A 16,259-nucleotide genomic window follows, 5' to 3' on the forward strand; every position below is an offset into this window, starting at 1 on the left:
ATAGTATTATTTCATAAACAATTAATAAGGACAGAAAATGTCACATATAGAAAAATTAGAAGAACTGCTGACGAAAAGTGTTATTCCCGATATTACAGAAAGACTCGATGAGATTTTTGAAGAGATAGCCGGAAACAAAGAGGCAACACAGGATGCCAAAGAGGAAATAGAAGAACTCCGTGAATTCAAATCTGACCTCGAAGATGTTATAGAAGACATTAAAAACGGTGATATGGAAGAAGAAGAGGCAAAAGAGCTTGTAGCGGACATATTGGCTGCTCAAGAGTGTGAAGATGAAGAAGATTTTGGATTTAAAGAAGAGGAGGAAAATAAATGAGAATAATTCTTTTAGGCGCTCCGGGTGCAGGAAAAGGGACACAGGCGCAGTTTTTAACCAAGAAGTACAATATCCCGCAGATTTCTACAGGCGATATGCTTCGTGCCGCAATCAAAGCGGGAACTGAGATGGGAAAAATGGCAAAAGCGGCTATGGATGCGGGACAGCTCGTGACAGATGAGATTATTATAGGACTTGTCAAGGACAGAATTGCACAGGATGACTGTAAAAACGGCTATCTTTTAGACGGGTTTCCTCGTACACTGCCTCAAGCAGATGCAGTAACGAATGCAGGAATTGCGATTGATGCCGTGATAGAGATAGATGTACCGGATGAAGAGATAGTCAAACGTATGTCAGGAAGACGCGCGCATCTGGCAAGTGGGAGAACCTATCATGTTGTTTACAATCCGCCAAAAGTAGAAGGCAAGGATGATGAAACGGGTGAAGATTTGGTACAGCGTGATGATGACAAAGAAGAAGTGGTACAGGACAGACTGAAAGTCTACCATGAGCAGACAGAACCGCTCATAGACTACTACAAAGAACAGGCTGAAAAAAATCCGAATATCAAATATATCAGAGTTGACGGCACTGCTGATATCGCAGATGTTGAAAAAGCGATTGTTTCACAACTTGGTGAATAACCGTCTGCTATGATTCGGGTCGGTAGACCCGGATATTTTCACAGCCTTTGGCATCCCGTAAGTACTGTGCATGCAATTGGCTCATGATGCCTTTGTCACAGTACAGAAGATACTCTTTGTCCTGTGGAAGCTTGTCAAACTCTGTTTTTAGTTTGTGAAAAGGTATCTTGAGCGTGTTACATGTAAGCGCAATACACTCTTCTTCCGGACGAATATCTATCACCGTAAAATCACCGTTTTTCAAAGTATGAACAACTTCAACAGGTGCCAGATTTGTAATGTCATCTATTATTTCATCAATACTTAAATATTGTGCATTTTGCACTGCTGCATCAAGTATATCATAGTTAAATTTTTCTGCCACTTTTTCCATACGCTTGAAAGAACCGTGCGTAATTGGATTTTGAGAAATAACACCACAGTATTCGGGCATACTTTCAGCAAAATGGCGTGTGCCGATTTCATTGGCCATGTTCATAATTTCGGGCTTGTTCATTGTTGCGAGAGGACGCAAAATAAGCTTGTTCGTTACCTGGTCTATGAGCGCAAGGTTACGAAGTGTCTGACTTGATACCTGCGCAACACTCTCACCGGTCACAAGGGCATCAATCTCCATAGCATCGGCTACCTGTTCAGATGCTCTGAGCATTAAACGTTTGAGCATAACACCCATGTATGTCGGCGGTGTTGCTCTGAAAATTTCTGTAAGCACATCATCAAAGGCAACGGAGACAAATTTGACCTTGTGAGAAGATCCGAATTTGTTCCAAAGATAGAGTGCAACCTGTTTCACACCTATTTCATGCGCTATACCGCCAAGATTGAAGAAAATAAAATGCGTTTTTATACCCCGTTTCATTGTCAGATACGAAGCCACGGTAGAGTCAAAACCACCGGACATCAAAGAGAGAATATCGCCCTGTGTGCCAATAGGAAATCCGCTGAGTCCTTTGTACTTTGTGGTAATGAGATTGAGCTGATTTTGGATGAGTTCCATTTGTATAATCACATCGGGATGTTTTAAAGAAACACTTTTTGCATTTGAGTTTGCCAAAAGATGCCCGCCTACTGTTCTTTCTATATCTATGGAACTGAAAGTATGTTTTCCGGTTCGTTTTACTCTGACAACAAATGTCTTGTCATCCAAAGAATCGGCAACAAGTTCGCATACTTTTGTTTTGATTTTCTCAATAGTATCCATGTCGTCAAACTGCAGCACTTCAAGAATCTGTTCAATGCCGGGAGTATCCAAAAGTTTTTGTCTTACCTCAGGCAAAACATCTTCGGGGGTTAAAACTTCCATTTTGTCAGAGAATTTTTTGACTTCGATTTTTGTGTCTATACGCTGTAAAATTGTGAGCAGGTTGTTGTAGAGTTGACCGACCATCTGGCGTTTTGCAGAGGGTCCTTTGATCATAATTTCGGGGAAAAGTTTTAAAATGAATTTTTGCACCGTGGAGGCCTTTAGATTTTTGATTGAATAAAGCTTTCCATGTCGTGAACTATCTCTTCAATACTTCGCTCACCGGAAATGACTTTTAAAATGCCTTTTTGCGTATAAAAATCTTTAATCTGCCCTAAAGGTTCCATATATATTTTCATACGGTTGTTAAAGACTTCGTTGTTGTCATCTTCACCTCTGGCGCGTCCAAGCACTCTTTGCCTGGCTGTCTCTTCGCTTACCTCTACCTCAATAACACTGGAAAGTTCAATATCTTTATGCTTTTGCAGGTAGGTATCAAGTGCAAGCATCTGCTCTACACTTCTTGGATAGCCGTCGATGATAATAATGTCAGTCGGAGAAGATTTTATAGCATTGATGATTGTCTCTATAACGATATCTATAGGAACAATTTCGCCTTTTGAGATATATCTGTGTATCTCTTTGCCCCGTTCACTCGCACTGGCAACTTCGGCTCGCAGCATATCACCGGTAGAGTAGTGTGTGATATCAGGGTTGTGTTGTGCTATGAGCTCAGCATCTGTAGTTTTACCGGAGCCTGGAGCTCCGATAATAAGAAAGAGTTTTTTTGTGTGCGACATAATATTATGCCTTTGTTTGTTCACGCAGGCGTATATGTAAGTCACGCAGTTGTGCATTGTCAACAGGACTTGGTGCTTTAGTTAACAAACAGGACGCTTTTTGTGTTTTAGGGAATGCAATAACATCACGAATGCTTGTTTTTTTCGTTAAAAGCATAATGAGTCTGTCAAATCCTAAAGCAAAACCACCGTGTGGAGGTGCACCGAATTTAAGAGCATCAAGCAGGAAGCCGAATTTTTCCTGCGCCTCTTCTTCTTCGATTCCAAGCAGTTTAAAGACCTCTTCCTGTATCTCTTCTTTGTGTATACGAATAGATCCGCCACCAAGTTCTGTACCGTTTAAAACGATGTCATAAGCGATAGACTCTATCTCTTCTACATCATCTTTGTCTGTGTCTTTTGGCATGGTAAACGGATGGTGCAGCGCTTTTACGCGACCGTCTTCAACTTCAAACATCGGAAAATCGACAACCCATACAAATTCAAAAGCATTTTCGTCTATCAGATTCATTTTTTCATGCTCGGCAATGAAATTTCTGAATCTTCCCATGTAATCCCATACCGTTTTTTTGTCACCTGCACCAAAGAAAACAACATCACCGACTTCAAGTTCGGTTCTTTCAATGATAAGCGCTATGTCTGCTTCAGAGAAAAACTTGGTCAGAGGACCTTTAAGCCCGTCTTCTTTCATCTGGAAATATCCAAGACCATGTGCGCCAAACTTACGTACATACTCTTCGAAAGATTTCATTTCACGTTTTGAAAATATCAGATCAGCACCTGGAACTTTGAGCGCTTTAATACGGTTAACATGCGGTTTTTTTGCAATATTTGTAAATATTTCATTATCACATCGTTCAAAAATGTCAATGACATCTACCATTTTAAGGTCATAACGCAAATCCGGTTTGTCAGAGCCGTATAATTCCATAGCGTCTTTATATGTAATACGGTTAAAAGGAGGCTTGATTTCAACACCACAGGCATCAAACATTGCCACAAGCAGATCTTCGGCTATTTTCATAACATCTTCTTGATTACAAAAACTCATCTCAACATCTATCTGCGTAAATTCAGGCTGACGGTCTGCCCGCAAGTCTTCATCACGGAAACATTTTGCGATTTGAAAGTATCTGTCAAATCCGCCAACCATCAAGAGCTGTTTGAAAAGCTGTGGTGACTGTGGCAGGGCATAAAACTCACCATTGTGCACACGAGACGGTACCAAATAGTCTCTGGCGCCTTCGGGAGTCGATTTTGTCAAAATCGGTGTTTCAACTTCCAAAAATCCGTTTTTATCCAAAATATTTCTTGCCGCAATCGCTGCTTTTGAACGCAGGCGAAAAACTTCATACATATCAGGATCACGAAGTTCCAGGTAACGATATTTCAATCTTGTCTCTTCACCGACATTTTTATCGCCAATGACAAAAGGAGTAGGAGCAGATTTGTTTTCTATAATCAGTTCTTTTACAATAATTTCAATAGCGCCGGTTTTCAAACGGGGATTTGTCAAACCTTCTCCGCGAAGACGAACGGTTCCTTTGACTATTAAAACATATTCATCACGGACATTGTTTGCAACTTTATGCGCTTCTTTAGAGTCTTCAGGGTCACACGTAAGCTGAATAAGTCCTGTTTTATCACGCAAATCTATGAAAATAATTCCACCATGGTCACGATAATTATTCGCCCAGCCGGTAAGAACGACATCTTCTCCAACATTTGTTTCATTTAAATCTGTACAGTAATGAGTTCTCAAAATATAGAGTCCTATATAAATAATTTTCGCGATTATACCTAAATATAGTATAATTAACAAAATTATTACACAAATGAGCAATTTTGAAAACAAATACAATTAAAAAAGTCGGTGTTGTTTTACGACCGTCCACTCCTGAACTCAAAGAGAGCTATTTTAAGCTTGAAAAAATTTTTAACAAACATAACATAGAAGTAATTATAGACAGTATCAGCGGGGGCATGATAGGTGTAATGGGGATGGAATTTGAATATCTGTGTGAAAACTCCGATATTCTTGTAACGCTTGGAGGAGACGGAACACTTATATCGACTGTCAGACGCTCTTTTCGGTATGATGTGCCGATATTTGGCATTTATGCCGGCTCTCTCGGATTTTTGGCAGATATCAACCTCAACGAATTAGAAGAGTTTGTTGCCAATCTGGTTGCAGGCAACTACAGAGTGGATGAAAGATCTATTTTGGAAGCCCAGTTTATACAAAACAACAAAGAAGTTGTCCTTTATGCTTTTAATGACATTGTTATCACACGGGCTTCCGTTTCAAATATGATACATGTAGAGACCCTGGTCGATTCAAAAGCATTCAATACCTATTATGGTGACGGTGTGATAGTGGCTACTCCGACAGGCTCAACCGCATACAATCTTTCAGCAGGAGGTCCCGTTTTGTTTCCTCTGACAAATGTTTTTGCCCTGACTCCAATATGTCCGCATTCTTTGACACAAAGACCTGTGGTCTTACCGGGAAAATTTTCTATAGAGATGAAAACACCAAAAGACAAAGCTCTGCTCATAATAGACGGGCAGGACAAACATGAGTTGGAAATAGGGCAGAGTATCCATATCAAATTAGCAAAAAAAGAGTCAAACTCATTCACAGAGACGAATTCAACTATTTTGATGTGTTAAAAGAAAAGCTGCATTGGGGTGACTAGTCTATATTGATACTCGAGGAACTGTCAGAATTCTTTTTAATCATTCTTTTTATTTGTTCTGCTGTATAGCTCTTTTGATGAGGATTTTCATTGAGCAGATCAAATCTTATTTGTATGGTAAGTTTGCCGAGTGCTTCTCCCAACTGTTGGTCATCGTTGCTGAGTGTCCCGTCTTTGGAAAGTATGGAAATGACTTTGAGAAAGTTATTGTATTCGTTCAAAACGGCAGGTGAGGCAAAAATAGCAAGTCTGTGTGTCACAAATTGCAGTTTTGTTATCTCTTTGTCCGTCAGAAGAGACTGTTCTGACATGCTCTCCATCAAGTCCAAAAGTCTTTCGTAGGTTGCCGCTTTTAAATCAAGAAATTTGATATTCTGTTCTTTTTCTATTTCAACTTCTGTCTGTTTGTTCAGCAGCAGTGCGGTTATGAAAACTGTTGCAATAGTACCAAGAATGATGAGGACAATCTCCTGAGTAAAAGGAGTGCTGTCTGTCACTTTATATGCATAACGCAGATAGGCATAGCCGGCAATCAGCGTTATAAATGTCAGAAGAAGATAGAGAAGTTTTTTTGTATAATTGTTCATATAAGAATCTGCCTTTAAAAATAATACGCTAATTTTATCTAAATCAAATAAAGATATAATAAGAGCATGAAAACATTGACACACTATTTACTTGCTGTATTTCTTTTGCAAAGCTCTCTTTTGGCACACCAAAACCATGCTGTTGTTTTGCAGTACCATCGGTTTGATGAAAACAGATACCCCTCTACGAGTATATCTATGGAACTATTTACACAACAGATGCAATACCTGGCAGACAACAACTATACTGTCTGGCCGTTTTCTAAAACAGTAAAATATTTAATTGAAAAAAAAGAACTTCCGGATAAAACGGTTTCAATTACTATAGATGACGGATATCGCAGTGTCTATACAAAAGCCTATCCTTTGCTTAAAAAATACAAATTTCCTTTTACTGTATTTGTCAATTCTGTTCCTGTTGTGCATGAGTCTGTTCATTATTTGACCTGGGATGAAATGCGTGAGATGGGAAAATACGGTGCAGAGTATACAAACCACACCTATTCCCATCAGTTTTTAGTGCGCGATGGTATAAAAGATCCAAAAAACTATAAAAAACATGTTACCAAAGAGATAAAAATGTGTGAAGTGAAAATAGAAAAAGAGCTTGGCGATAAAGTCTGCACTGACCCGAAAATACTGGCATATCCTTTTGGCGAGTATGACGAACAACTGATGCAGTTGGTCAAAAGTTTAGGCTATATCGGTGTAGCGCAAAATTCTGGTCCAATTTCAGATGCAAGTAATTTCATGGCTTTGACAAGATTTCCGATGTCGGGAGGTTTTGGAGAGATGAAGCAGTTTGTATTGAAAATAAATACACTGCCTCTGCCTTTGTTGAGCGTTTCAAATGAAGATACGCTTGTTGATGTTTCAAACAATCCGCCTGTTTTGACCCTCACTCTTAAAAAACCGCTTCAGGATTTACAGTGTTATACGGCTGAGGGAGAAAAAATAGCGATGCAGTGGCTTGATACAAACAGTGTAAAAGTACAGTCAAAATCACCTTTGCTCTATCCGAGAAATCATTATACATGTACCGCCCATGCAAAAGGAGATGCCTGGTACTGGTACAGTCATTTGTGGGTTATTTTAAAAGAAAAATAGTCTACTTTGTAAATGCGGCACTCATATAACCGACTACCTGTGACTTGTCTCCGCTTGCATCTGCACTGGTTCTGTAATCAAGCAGTGTCGGTTTCAGACCGTTTTGTATTGCTGCTATCAGCATCGCTTCTACGCCTATAATCCCGCAGGCTTCACAGCCCTGATGTAACTCAGCAGGATTGAGATTGGCTACGGCATCAAGGCAAACGGTATCAAGAGTTTTTGCTTTTTCAATGTCATAATAATGGCTCAGATCCGTACTAATAACAACAACAGTATCTTCATCCTCTAACAAATATTCAATAACTTTTGCCAAATTGGACGGATTTTCATTTCCATAGACAAGTTCCACAACAGAAGCTTCCGGCAGATAGTTTTTTACAAAGGGCATCTGTACTTCTGTTGAGTGTTCTGCATGGGCGTCCGGCTGAAAATGTAAGCCGAATTTCTCTATCAATTCATTTGCAAGTTTTTTATCTATAGGCAGGTTTCCAAGCGGTGTTTCATAACTGTCATATTCCGCAACACTTGTACCGTTTAAATAGACACGGTGACTCGGTCCAATCACCACCACACGTTTTGCATGAGAATTTTTTAGTAATCTAAAGGCGATATTTGCCGTAAATGCAGAATAAACATAGCCTGCATGCGGCACAATAACAGCTCTTGGCTTTAATTCAAGGACTGACTCGTCTTTTATGGACTCATCTATTATTTTATTGTAATGAGTGAACATTTTTTGTATCTCTTTTTTGCTTGCGGGATAGAACTGCCCGGCAACTGCATCTTTTCTTATACTCATTTCCATACTCCTTCTATAACTCGTCCGCATTTTGGACAATGTCCCTCAATGAGAGAATTTTTTGTGACTGCATAGCCTGTTCTGTCTATAAGCAAAGTCCCGCAATCCGGACAGTAGGTATCGCCGTGGACGGGAACATTTCCCATATAAACATACAATAAACCTGCTTTTTTTGCTATATCACTGGCACGCTGCAGGGTTTGCAGTTTTGTATATTCGTGATCCTGCATTTTGTAATCAGGGTGAAAAGCACTCAAATGCCAGGGCACATGTACGCCCAGATCATTGGCTATAAATGATGCCATTGCTTCTAAATCTTCATCACTGTCATTATCGCCTTCTATTAAAAGTGTCGTCACTTCCACCCAGATACCTTCTTTGACCATACCTTTGAGTGTCTCTTTGACCGCTTCAAGTCCGCCTTTTAATACTTTTTTGTAATAGGCATCGTCCCAGCTTTTAAGGTCTACATTGGCAGCATCAAGCCACGAGGCCATATCTTTGACAACTTCCGGGGTTTCAAATCCGTTTGTGACAAAAATATTTTTCAGTCCTTTTTGCCTTGCAATGACGCCGATATCTTTGGCATACGGGTAAAATATAGTCGGTTCATTGTAGGTGTAGGCAATGGAAGAAGCACCGTTCTCCAAAGCCAGATCAACCATCTTTTCGGGAGAAATATAGACGCTTTCATCGACTGTATGCTCTTGTGAAATCTGCCAGTTCTGGCAGAACGGGCATTTGAAATTACAGCCGACTGTCCCAAAAGAGAGGGCTGTAGTCCCCGGCAAGAGATGGTAGAGCGGTTTTTTCTCGACAGGATCAACATTCAGTGCACTCGGATGCCCGTAAACAAGTGTTTTAAGTGCTCCGTTTTCATTTTTATTCACGCCGCACACACCCACCTGCCCCTCTTTCATTTGGCAATAGTGTTGGCATAATATACATTTAATTTTTTCTTTTTCCGGTATTGTTTCATAATAATTCATATTAGTCTCCTTGAGTTAATCTTCTTTATACAGGAAGACTCAACTAGTGGATATATTAGCAAAATAATTATAAAAAGTCAAATATTTTTTTCTTAAGAATATTTGAACTATTTTTGAGTATGCATTTCAACTTCTTTGGGTCAAAGTCGCAGTGGTATAATAGTTGTAAAAGGAAAAAATATGTTAAAAAACAAGAAATCTTCGATAAAAGGTGCCTTTTTCGGTGCACTGGCGGGCGATGCTTTGTGTCTGGGTTCGCATTATGAGTATGACGCACAGAAAATCTACAAAGCATACGGAAACAAATCGATAGAAAAATTTATGAGTCCGGGTGAAATGATGGGCGGACAGACACATGGAATAGGGTGGGGAGAACGCAATTATCACCCCGGAAAAAAAGCAGGCGGAACTACTGACTATGGCGATTACAATATAGTCATTTTAGAACATCTGGCAGCTACGGCTAATCCGCCAAGAGAATTTGATGTCGCTTCATTACTGCCACACTGGATGAATCGTTTGGAAAACGGATGGGGTTCATGGATTTGTACGATGACAAAAGAGACCTATGCGCAGGTGAAACAAGGTGTGCCTGTTGAGCGTTTGGGTGGAGGCTCCAACGCCACAGCCATCCGTCATGTAGCAGCCCATGCCTATTATGACAATGAAGAAACACTTGCCCGTGTTGCACGCCAGGCTATGTTTACACATCGTCATCCCGAAGCACTTGAGGGAGGTGAATTTTTTGCCAGAGTTACACATCGTGTCATTCACGGTTCAACTCCACGTGATGCCATTGAAACAGTGGCAGTACAGATGGGAGGCTTTATAGAAAGCAAGGTGGCACAGGCAATAGCAAAACACAAAGAAGCAACAGATGAAAACAGCGAACTCTTAAAAGAGAAGTTCTGTGATGATCTGGCACTGACATCTATGGCAAAACTCTGGGATGTGGGAAGAAGTGAGCCTATTAAAGTAGGAAAAGCATCTCCCACACAGGGAACTTTACCGGGTTCGGTCTATTTTATACTTAAATATGCTGAAAACAAGAACGGACTTAACGAGGCTCTGGCTGCGAATGCTATGGTTGGCGGAGACAACGCTTCACGGGCAATTGCCATAGGCATGGTACTTGGTGCATACTTTGGCGTAGATGCAATTAATTCTCAATGGAGGGAGACTCTTGATCAATGGGAATATTGTGAAAAACTTTTAGAGACACTGCCTCTTTTAAAAGAGGTATAAAATTCAGTTATATTATGAATTTTGCTATACTTTCGCTTAAAAATTCCAGAAAAAGGATGAGTAATAGAACCTCAGAGCGAAATTACCAGAAAAAACCTTACAGTTATGATGACTTTGTTTTATGAAAAAGCCATAGAAGATACAATACTGGGACCTTATTTTATCCATGAACTCGGAGATGATATGCAAAGTGAAGAGTGGGTTGAGCATATTGATCTTTTGGCTGATTTTTGGTTGGCCAAGATGCTTGGTCAAAAAACCTATAAAGGAAACTTCATAGGTGCACATATTAAACTTCCCCAAATCAGCAGAGAAAGTTTTGACAGATGGTTGGAACTTTTCTCTTTAAGTGTTGATGAAGTCTATGTGTCTGAGATTGCCGAAGTTTTTAAGAAAAAAGGAACTCTGTTTTCGCAACAGTTTATAAATAATAAACTCAAGATTTAGAATCTATGATGAACATGAAAGTCCGATGTTCTTGTACTCTTCGGGTGTTTCCTGTGTAAAATGCTCAAATTCAGGTAATTCATCATAAGGTTTTCTTGCAATGTGCAAAAGTGTCTGTACCATTGAAAAATCACCTTTTTGGGCAAGGAGTATCGCCTCTTGCAGCATATAGTTTTTTAAAACATATTTTTGGTTGGCTTTGAGCATTGCTATATCATAAAGCTGTAAAAATCACTGTCGAGTAAAAGGTAGGGTGTTTGTAAAATCATATCATTAAGTTTCATAGAATAATATTACATGCAGAGGGCTAAAAAGAGGGCAGTACTCAGGATTTACTTTCTTATTTTTTGTGCCAGCTAAGGAAAAGAATTATATAATATTTCCTTAAAAGAAGAAGGAAATAAATTTTGACAGATGAAAAAACTGCTATATACTTTAAAGTAACACCTGCGCAAAAAGAGACAATAGATTTAAGAGCACAGGAGAATGGTTTTGATGATGTTCGTGCATATTTAAAAGTTGTAGCGCTCAGAGCACAGACTTTCAGTATCTCGGATGCAGGCTTGTCTACAGAAGAGCCTGCAGTTGAACTTGGATTCAGTGTAAATAAACTGCAAAAAGAGATACTTGAGGAAAAAGCGCAAGAAAGCGGGGCAAAAGAGCTTGCACAATATTTAATTTATGTTGCCCTGCACGGAGTAGTGACATCAGTCATCGAAATACGCTCAACCGGAAAGCTTGATTCGATGCTTGAGCGTATTATGGCAAGTAAAAGGAGATAAAAAATATGCTGATTAAACCGCATGAGGTACAACAGGTAAGCAATGAAGTGATTAATATGCTTCATGACGAGGAAATTGAGATTATTAACAGTTTTTATGATGCAGTCGTGGCAAAAGATATAGAAAAAATTGATGAGCTTTTTAAAGTTGTTTTGTTTGATGTTGAAGACCATTTTCAGACAGAAGAAGAGATGATGAAACAAAATAATTATACCAATTACCAAGTTCACAAGAATGACCATGATACAATGAGAGAAAAGATTGCAAAGTTTTTTGAAAGATGGCTTGTTTTGAAAAGTCCCCTTGAACTACAGGATTTTTTAGAAACTGATTTCAAAAAGTGGCTGGTTTTACATGTATCCAAATGGGATTCGGAGATGGCCTTACATTTGGGACATGCAATGTAGTCTTATTTTTTCAGAGACAGACCTATAATTGTATCGAGCTCATCCTCATAAATAATCTCTTTTTCAAGAAGAAGAGATGCGAGCTTTTCGATAACATTCCAGTGTTCATCAATAAAGTTTTTAATATTTTCCTCACCCTCATTCATCCATCTTTCAAGTGCTTTGTCGATTTTTGTATGGTAGTGCTCTGTATCTTTACTGACACTGCTTCCTTTTTGTGCATCCATAATTCCGTTGATATTAATGTAGCCGACTTCTTTGTCCATTCCATAATGTGCTATTGCTTATAGGCATCATGTGTAGCCTGTTGCAAATCATTTAACGCACCGGAATTCATTCCGTCACTGCTGCCAAAACGCTTAATCTGTGAAGTCCTGCCTGCCAGGAGACCAATATTCTGTTTTTAAAATCTTTGACGGTCATATTGTCCTGAATTTCATTATAATCATGAGAAATAAAATGCTCATTGTTGTCCCGAGGCGTCAAACTTATATGTTCTATATGGATATGAGGCATCAGTATCTTGGATGCAACAGCACGGCCTGCTTCATAAATAGCTGTCTCTTCAAATATCTGTTCCGCAGAGAGATAGGTCTGTTTTTCGCCATACTTTATAGCATTGATTTGTTCAACCAAAATTTCCTGTGTTATAGCAGGCAAGCCATGTCTTAAGCAGTAAAATGAGGCTTCTTTGCTTAACAATTCAAGTTGTGAACCGGTGAATCCTGCAGTGTGCATAAGCAGTCTGCTCATATCAAAAGAACCGCTTGAAGGTTTGTTTTTATGATTTTATTTAAAAAATATTCTCGGGCATCTTTGTCAAGATTGTTTACCTCGATGTGAATTTCAATACGACCGGGTCTGATGATTGCACTGTCAATGTTTTCTTTATAGTTGGTTGCCGCTATAACAAAAATATTTTCACCTTTTGTATCAGAAAAACCATCTATTTCGGAGAGAAGCTTGTTTATTGGAACCTCTTTTCCGTTTTCTCCGCCGCGTTTGCCAATGGTATCTATTTCATCTATAAAGACAATAGCAGGTGCATACTCTTTTGCTTTGCTGAAAACCTGTTTTGTTTTTACAGGGTCAAGAAGTTCAAGCCCGGTTATAGCAATAAAAGGCAACTCGGCTTCTTTGGCAAAAGCTTTTGCCAGCATTGTCTTCCCTGTTCCCGGCGGTCCGTAAAGAAGCATACCTTTTGGCGGTGCAACATCAAAACTCTCTAAAAGCCTGGGCTCTTTAAAAAAGTTAATAACCTCCTGCAGTCTCTGTTTTGCTTTGTAATGTCCTGCTATATCATCAAAAGAGACATCGGTATGTCAAAAACCAATCCGTCTTCACTGAAGTCTTTGATCTTTGTCACCTGTTTAAATCTAATATTGAAAATCTTATAGCTTATAACGCCCCGCTTGCTGGTAATACTGTCTTCTACATCAAGTGTAATGTTTTTTCTGAAAAGTTCTTTTACCAGTGTTTCATCTTCTATAAGAGGATTGACTGTTTCGTTGAGATAATTGAGGGAACTTTTTGAGAGGGAGACTTTAATTTTAACAAACTCACCGGTTTGTATGCCTGAGTCCATTATGTATGCGGTAATTCTGTCAAAAAAAGTGGTGCTTACTTTGTCTTTTATACGTCTTGCATCCAGTTCCGGAGCAAAGTTCAGTATTTGTATTTTTAAAAAATCATCGAAGTTCTCTTCAACTGAAAATTTAATGTTGTATTTTTCTTTGAATCCGTCTTTATATTGTAAAAATACTTTTTTTGCAATATTCGCATAGGCATCGTAGTTCAGTTTGTTAAAAAGACAGATATTCGCCTGCGAAAACCTGGAAACCAGTTCCGGCAAAATTGCTTCCTGCCAGCCACCGCTTCTGCTGTCCCTTTTTCTTTCACGTCTAATGGCTTCAAGAATCATAGATTCAGCCTGAATATAATCCTGTTTTACAAGGTCTTTGAAACGGTTGTCAAGATAAAGCTCTTTTCCGAGACTGGTAGTGATGATAAAAATTGCCTGTGTAAAATCAACCATATAGTTGGCGTTTTCTTCATTGTATATAATGTCTGGATCTTCACTGCAGGGAGCATCTGTAACCTTGTCCCATCCACAGCCGTCACGTAACTGGCCGCCTTCAAATATACCCAGAAGATTACTCTGAATTATGTTGTCACATTTTTCAAAAGCATCAAGCACTATAATCGCTTTGGGATTTCTGTGTACAAAGCCTGTCAGTTGACCGACACCGTAGCCTTTCCATCCGGCAGGATAGCCATAGAGTTCACCACCATTTTGTTGATGGTACTGTGTCATATCAAACTTCATGATTTTATATTTTGGCAGATGTTCACTCATAAGCTCAGCCAAAAAAGTTTTTCCGGTTGCAGGAGAACCCAAAAAGAGGTATGTAGCTTTCGGGGCTTTTTTATTTTCACTGATATCATTTTTCATACTGTTGACAACAGTATTTATGGCCTGTTCCTGTCCGAAAAGTTCTTTTGAAAGTTTTTCCTTTAAAGTTCTTGCAAGCTCTATATTGTTGACTGTTTGAGCAACTGGTTCTTTGTCTGCCTGCGCCAATTTTTTTGCATAGTTGTCTTCAATGATTTTTTCATGTTTTTCTACTGCTGCCTGTGCCAGTTCTGCTAAACTCGGTTTGTTCTTTTCTTCTTTGTCCATAGCTGCTTGGGCTAACTCTTTTAAATTTGGCATATTCTCATCTTTTTTTGATATAATATTTTTTAATTTTTGTATATTACTGAATTGTTGTTGAGCCTAAACATAAGATAAAAGGCAGTGGGTAAAAGAGAAAGGCAAATTAAAGCTATGGGCCAAAAGAGGCTCAAATAGCTTTAAATCACTGGGTCGCAGAGAGGTTTTTACTGTGCACCAAATTGGCGGGAATCCATTTCAGCCATAAACGTTTCTAGAGAAAACGTAATATAGTTTGCCAGATCCTCAGGAGTTTTTTCAAGGTCATTGAGCGTTAAAGGTACAATCTGTATATGTGAATCAGTACCGTTTACAGCATACGTAAATTGAATATACGGGCCTTTGCTTCATCATGTCCTTTGACGTTTTCTGTAACCAAAACACCAGGAATAAAATAGTCGACAGTCACATCAGGATTAACCTGAACCTTATCAACAAGTTCCACCACTTTTTTTAATTTTTCTACTGTTCTTCTACCATAATAACACTCCTCGTAATTTGTATCAGCTCTGTAGCCGATTTTTATATTTAACAGATAGCATGGTAGTAAAATAAAACAAACTGAAAATATAAGAATTAGATTAATTATTTTATTTAAGACTGCAAAAAGATTATCATTATCATTTGGGATAAAATTTAGCTATACTTTTATGATTAAAAATTAGGAGAGTATATGCTTTATGATACCGTAGACAGAGCTAAGGTAGAAGAGATGGTACATCGGTTTTATGCTGATGTACTCAAAGATGATATTTTAAGCCCTTATTTTACAAAAGCGCTGGGAAGTGATTTGAAGAGTGGAAAATGGCATGAACATTTAAATACATTAATTGGGTTTTGGCTACTGATGATGAATGCAGAAATTGGTTACAAGGGTGATCCCTTCCCTCCGCATGCATTTTTGGGGCAGATGTACAGAGAAACATTTGAACGCTGGCTGATGCTTTTTAAAAATGTTGTTGATACTATGTTTACTCCTGAAATTGCTCAAAGGTTTTACAAAAAAGCAGATATTTTAGCTGAACAGTTTATTGACAATTTGGATATAGATGAAGAAGAGGAAGAGTAGATGAGTGAACAAGCAAAAATATTAGAAGAAATGCAGCAACTGGTTATGCAAATTCTTAAAACAGGTACAGCCACTGTAGAAGAGGGCGACAGACTTGACGAACTTGAAGAACAAATGCTCAAACAAAAATGCTACAGACCGACTGACACTCAAAACAGTGCAAATCAGGGTGAAGAGATTGCAGAACTGTTTTTTAGCAATGATATGACAGGTGCAATAAACAAAATGATAGAGTATGACATTACGCCAGAAGATTTTTTCGGATTTGCTGCCTATCATTATGAGGATGAGCCTCGCGTAGGAATGTTTACAAAATCATTTATTGATAATGTAAACACAACTTATAAATCTAAATCTTAAACAACGAAGTTAAAATAGATAAACT

The 16,259-nt window shown here is 38.7% G+C and carries 20 protein-coding genes and 1 pseudogene; 10 read left to right on the forward strand and 11 right to left on the reverse strand.

All coding sequences use genetic code 11. The annotated features are described in order from the left end of the window. Positions 1-37: 37 nt before the first annotated feature. Together MLC44_RS06355 and adk are read left to right on the forward strand one after the other, a co-directional pair. Positions 38-337 (forward strand): hypothetical protein, encoded by a 300-nt coding sequence (locus tag MLC44_RS06355; protein ID WP_151900355.1) that lies wholly within the window; start codon positions 38-40, stop codon positions 335-337. Next, complete coding sequence (gene adk / locus MLC44_RS06360; protein WP_346388743.1) at positions 334-984, forward strand: adenylate kinase; 651 nt, start codon at positions 334-336, stop codon at positions 982-984. The genes MLC44_RS06355 and adk overlap by 4 nt, the downstream gene beginning before the upstream one ends. 7 nt (positions 985-991) lie before the next feature. Here the strand turns inward: adk and thiI are convergent, their stop codons facing one another. From thiI to aspS, 3 genes are read right to left on the reverse strand one after another with little or no spacing between them, the layout of a single operon-like run. After that, positions 992-2,437, reverse strand: a complete 1,446-nt coding sequence (gene thiI / locus MLC44_RS06365; protein WP_434658832.1) for a tRNA uracil 4-sulfurtransferase ThiI — start codon at positions 2,435-2,437, stop codon at positions 992-994. 11 nt (positions 2,438-2,448) lie between these two features. Next, positions 2,449-3,027: an adenylate kinase gene (locus MLC44_RS06370; RefSeq protein ID WP_434658833.1), complete on the reverse strand. Its 579-nt coding sequence runs from the start codon at positions 3,025-3,027 to the stop codon at positions 2,449-2,451. A 4-nt stretch (positions 3,028-3,031) separates the two neighbouring features. Continuing rightward, the gene (aspS, locus tag MLC44_RS06375; protein ID WP_346388746.1) at positions 3,032-4,789 is read right to left on the reverse strand and encodes an aspartate--tRNA ligase; all 1,758 of its coding nucleotides are present in this window, start codon (positions 4,787-4,789) and stop codon (positions 3,032-3,034) included. 83 nt (positions 4,790-4,872) lie between these two features. Between aspS and MLC44_RS06380 the strand changes: the two are divergent. Further along, positions 4,873-5,726: pseudogene (locus MLC44_RS06380) on the forward strand (NAD(+)/NADH kinase). Here the strand turns inward: MLC44_RS06380 and MLC44_RS06385 are convergent. Next, positions 5,723-6,313: a hypothetical protein gene (locus tag MLC44_RS06385; RefSeq protein WP_434658834.1), complete on the reverse strand. Its 591-nt coding sequence runs from the start codon at positions 6,311-6,313 to the stop codon at positions 5,723-5,725. The pseudogene MLC44_RS06380 and the gene MLC44_RS06385 sit on opposite strands and share 4 nt — an antisense overlap. 66 nt (positions 6,314-6,379) lie before the next feature. Here MLC44_RS06385 and MLC44_RS06390 point away from each other — a divergent pair, with 66 nt between their 5' ends. Next, complete coding sequence (locus MLC44_RS06390; RefSeq protein WP_434658835.1) at positions 6,380-7,420, forward strand: polysaccharide deacetylase family protein; 1,041 nt, start codon at positions 6,380-6,382, stop codon at positions 7,418-7,420. A gap of 1 nt (position 7,421) precedes the next feature. On the opposite strand, the gene amrB is transcribed toward MLC44_RS06390, so the two are convergent. Both amrB and amrS read right to left on the reverse strand, forming a co-directional pair. Continuing rightward, a complete protein-coding gene (gene amrB, locus MLC44_RS06395; protein ID WP_151900347.1) occupies positions 7,422-8,222 on the reverse strand; it encodes an AmmeMemoRadiSam system protein B in 801 nt (266 codons plus the stop codon). After that, positions 8,219-9,211, reverse strand: a complete 993-nt coding sequence (gene amrS, locus MLC44_RS06400) for an AmmeMemoRadiSam system radical SAM enzyme (RefSeq protein ID WP_151900346.1) — start codon at positions 9,209-9,211, stop codon at positions 8,219-8,221. Before amrS ends, amrB begins: the two co-directional genes overlap by 4 nt. A 180-nt stretch (positions 9,212-9,391) precedes the next feature. On the opposite strand from amrS, the gene MLC44_RS06405 reads away from it, so the two are divergent. Continuing rightward, positions 9,392-10,456 (forward strand): ADP-ribosylglycohydrolase family protein, encoded by a 1,065-nt coding sequence (locus tag MLC44_RS06405; RefSeq protein WP_434658836.1) that lies wholly within the window; start codon positions 9,392-9,394, stop codon positions 10,454-10,456. 105 nt (positions 10,457-10,561) lie between these two features. Beyond that, entirely contained in the window at positions 10,562-10,903 is a 342-nt protein-coding gene (locus MLC44_RS06410) for a group III truncated hemoglobin (RefSeq protein WP_151900344.1), read from the forward strand. Positions 10,904-10,906: 3 nt separating this feature from the next. Here MLC44_RS06410 and MLC44_RS06415 read toward each other — a convergent pair whose 3' ends face one another. Beyond that, positions 10,907-11,110, reverse strand: coding sequence for a hypothetical protein (locus MLC44_RS06415; RefSeq protein ID WP_434658837.1), 204 nt, complete (start codon positions 11,108-11,110; stop codon positions 10,907-10,909). 200 nt (positions 11,111-11,310) lie between these two features. On the opposite strand from MLC44_RS06415, the gene MLC44_RS06420 reads away from it, so the two are divergent. Next, positions 11,311-11,685 (forward strand): hypothetical protein, encoded by a 375-nt coding sequence (locus tag MLC44_RS06420; RefSeq protein ID WP_151900343.1) that lies wholly within the window; start codon positions 11,311-11,313, stop codon positions 11,683-11,685. A 5-nt stretch (positions 11,686-11,690) separates the two neighbouring features. Further along, positions 11,691-12,092, forward strand: a complete 402-nt coding sequence (locus tag MLC44_RS06425) for a bacteriohemerythrin (protein ID WP_151900342.1) — start codon at positions 11,691-11,693, stop codon at positions 12,090-12,092. Positions 12,093-12,094: 2 nt separating this feature from the next. On the opposite strand, the gene MLC44_RS06430 is transcribed toward MLC44_RS06425, so the two are convergent. The 4 genes from MLC44_RS06430 to MLC44_RS06445 all read right to left on the reverse strand — a co-directional run bounded on the left by MLC44_RS06430 (position 12,095) and on the right by MLC44_RS06445 (position 14,805). Then, a complete protein-coding gene (locus MLC44_RS06430; protein ID WP_434658870.1) occupies positions 12,095-12,373 on the reverse strand; it encodes a hypothetical protein in 279 nt (92 codons plus the stop codon). Positions 12,374-12,425: 52 nt separating this feature from the next. Next, a complete protein-coding gene (locus MLC44_RS06435; protein WP_434658838.1) occupies positions 12,426-12,845 on the reverse strand; it encodes a hypothetical protein in 420 nt (139 codons plus the stop codon). Beyond that, positions 12,842-13,288, reverse strand: coding sequence for an AAA family ATPase (locus MLC44_RS06440; RefSeq protein WP_434658839.1), 447 nt, complete (start codon positions 13,286-13,288; stop codon positions 12,842-12,844). The genes MLC44_RS06435 and MLC44_RS06440 overlap by 4 nt, the downstream gene beginning before the upstream one ends. 98 nt (positions 13,289-13,386) lie before the next feature. Beyond that, positions 13,387-14,805, reverse strand: a complete 1,419-nt coding sequence (locus MLC44_RS06445; protein WP_434658840.1) for an AAA family ATPase — start codon at positions 14,803-14,805, stop codon at positions 13,387-13,389. Positions 14,806-15,478: 673 nt separating this feature from the next. Between MLC44_RS06445 and MLC44_RS06450 the strand changes: the two genes are divergently transcribed. Together MLC44_RS06450 and MLC44_RS06455 are read left to right on the forward strand one after the other, a co-directional pair. Then, on the forward strand, positions 15,479-15,874 hold the full coding sequence (locus tag MLC44_RS06450; RefSeq protein ID WP_151900339.1) for a group III truncated hemoglobin: 396 nt from the start codon (positions 15,479-15,481) through the stop codon (positions 15,872-15,874). Further along, positions 15,875-16,234 carry a hypothetical protein gene (locus MLC44_RS06455; protein ID WP_151900338.1) on the forward strand — a complete coding sequence of 120 codons (360 nt, stop codon included), beginning with the start codon at positions 15,875-15,877 and terminating at the stop codon, positions 16,232-16,234. It abuts the gene before it with no gap. Positions 16,235-16,259: the final 25 nt, after the last annotated feature.

This window comes from Sulfurimonas sp. NW9, assembly GCF_051132275.1.
Classification (GTDB): domain Bacteria; phylum Campylobacterota; class Campylobacteria; order Campylobacterales; family Sulfurimonadaceae; genus Sulfurimonas; species Sulfurimonas hydrogeniphila.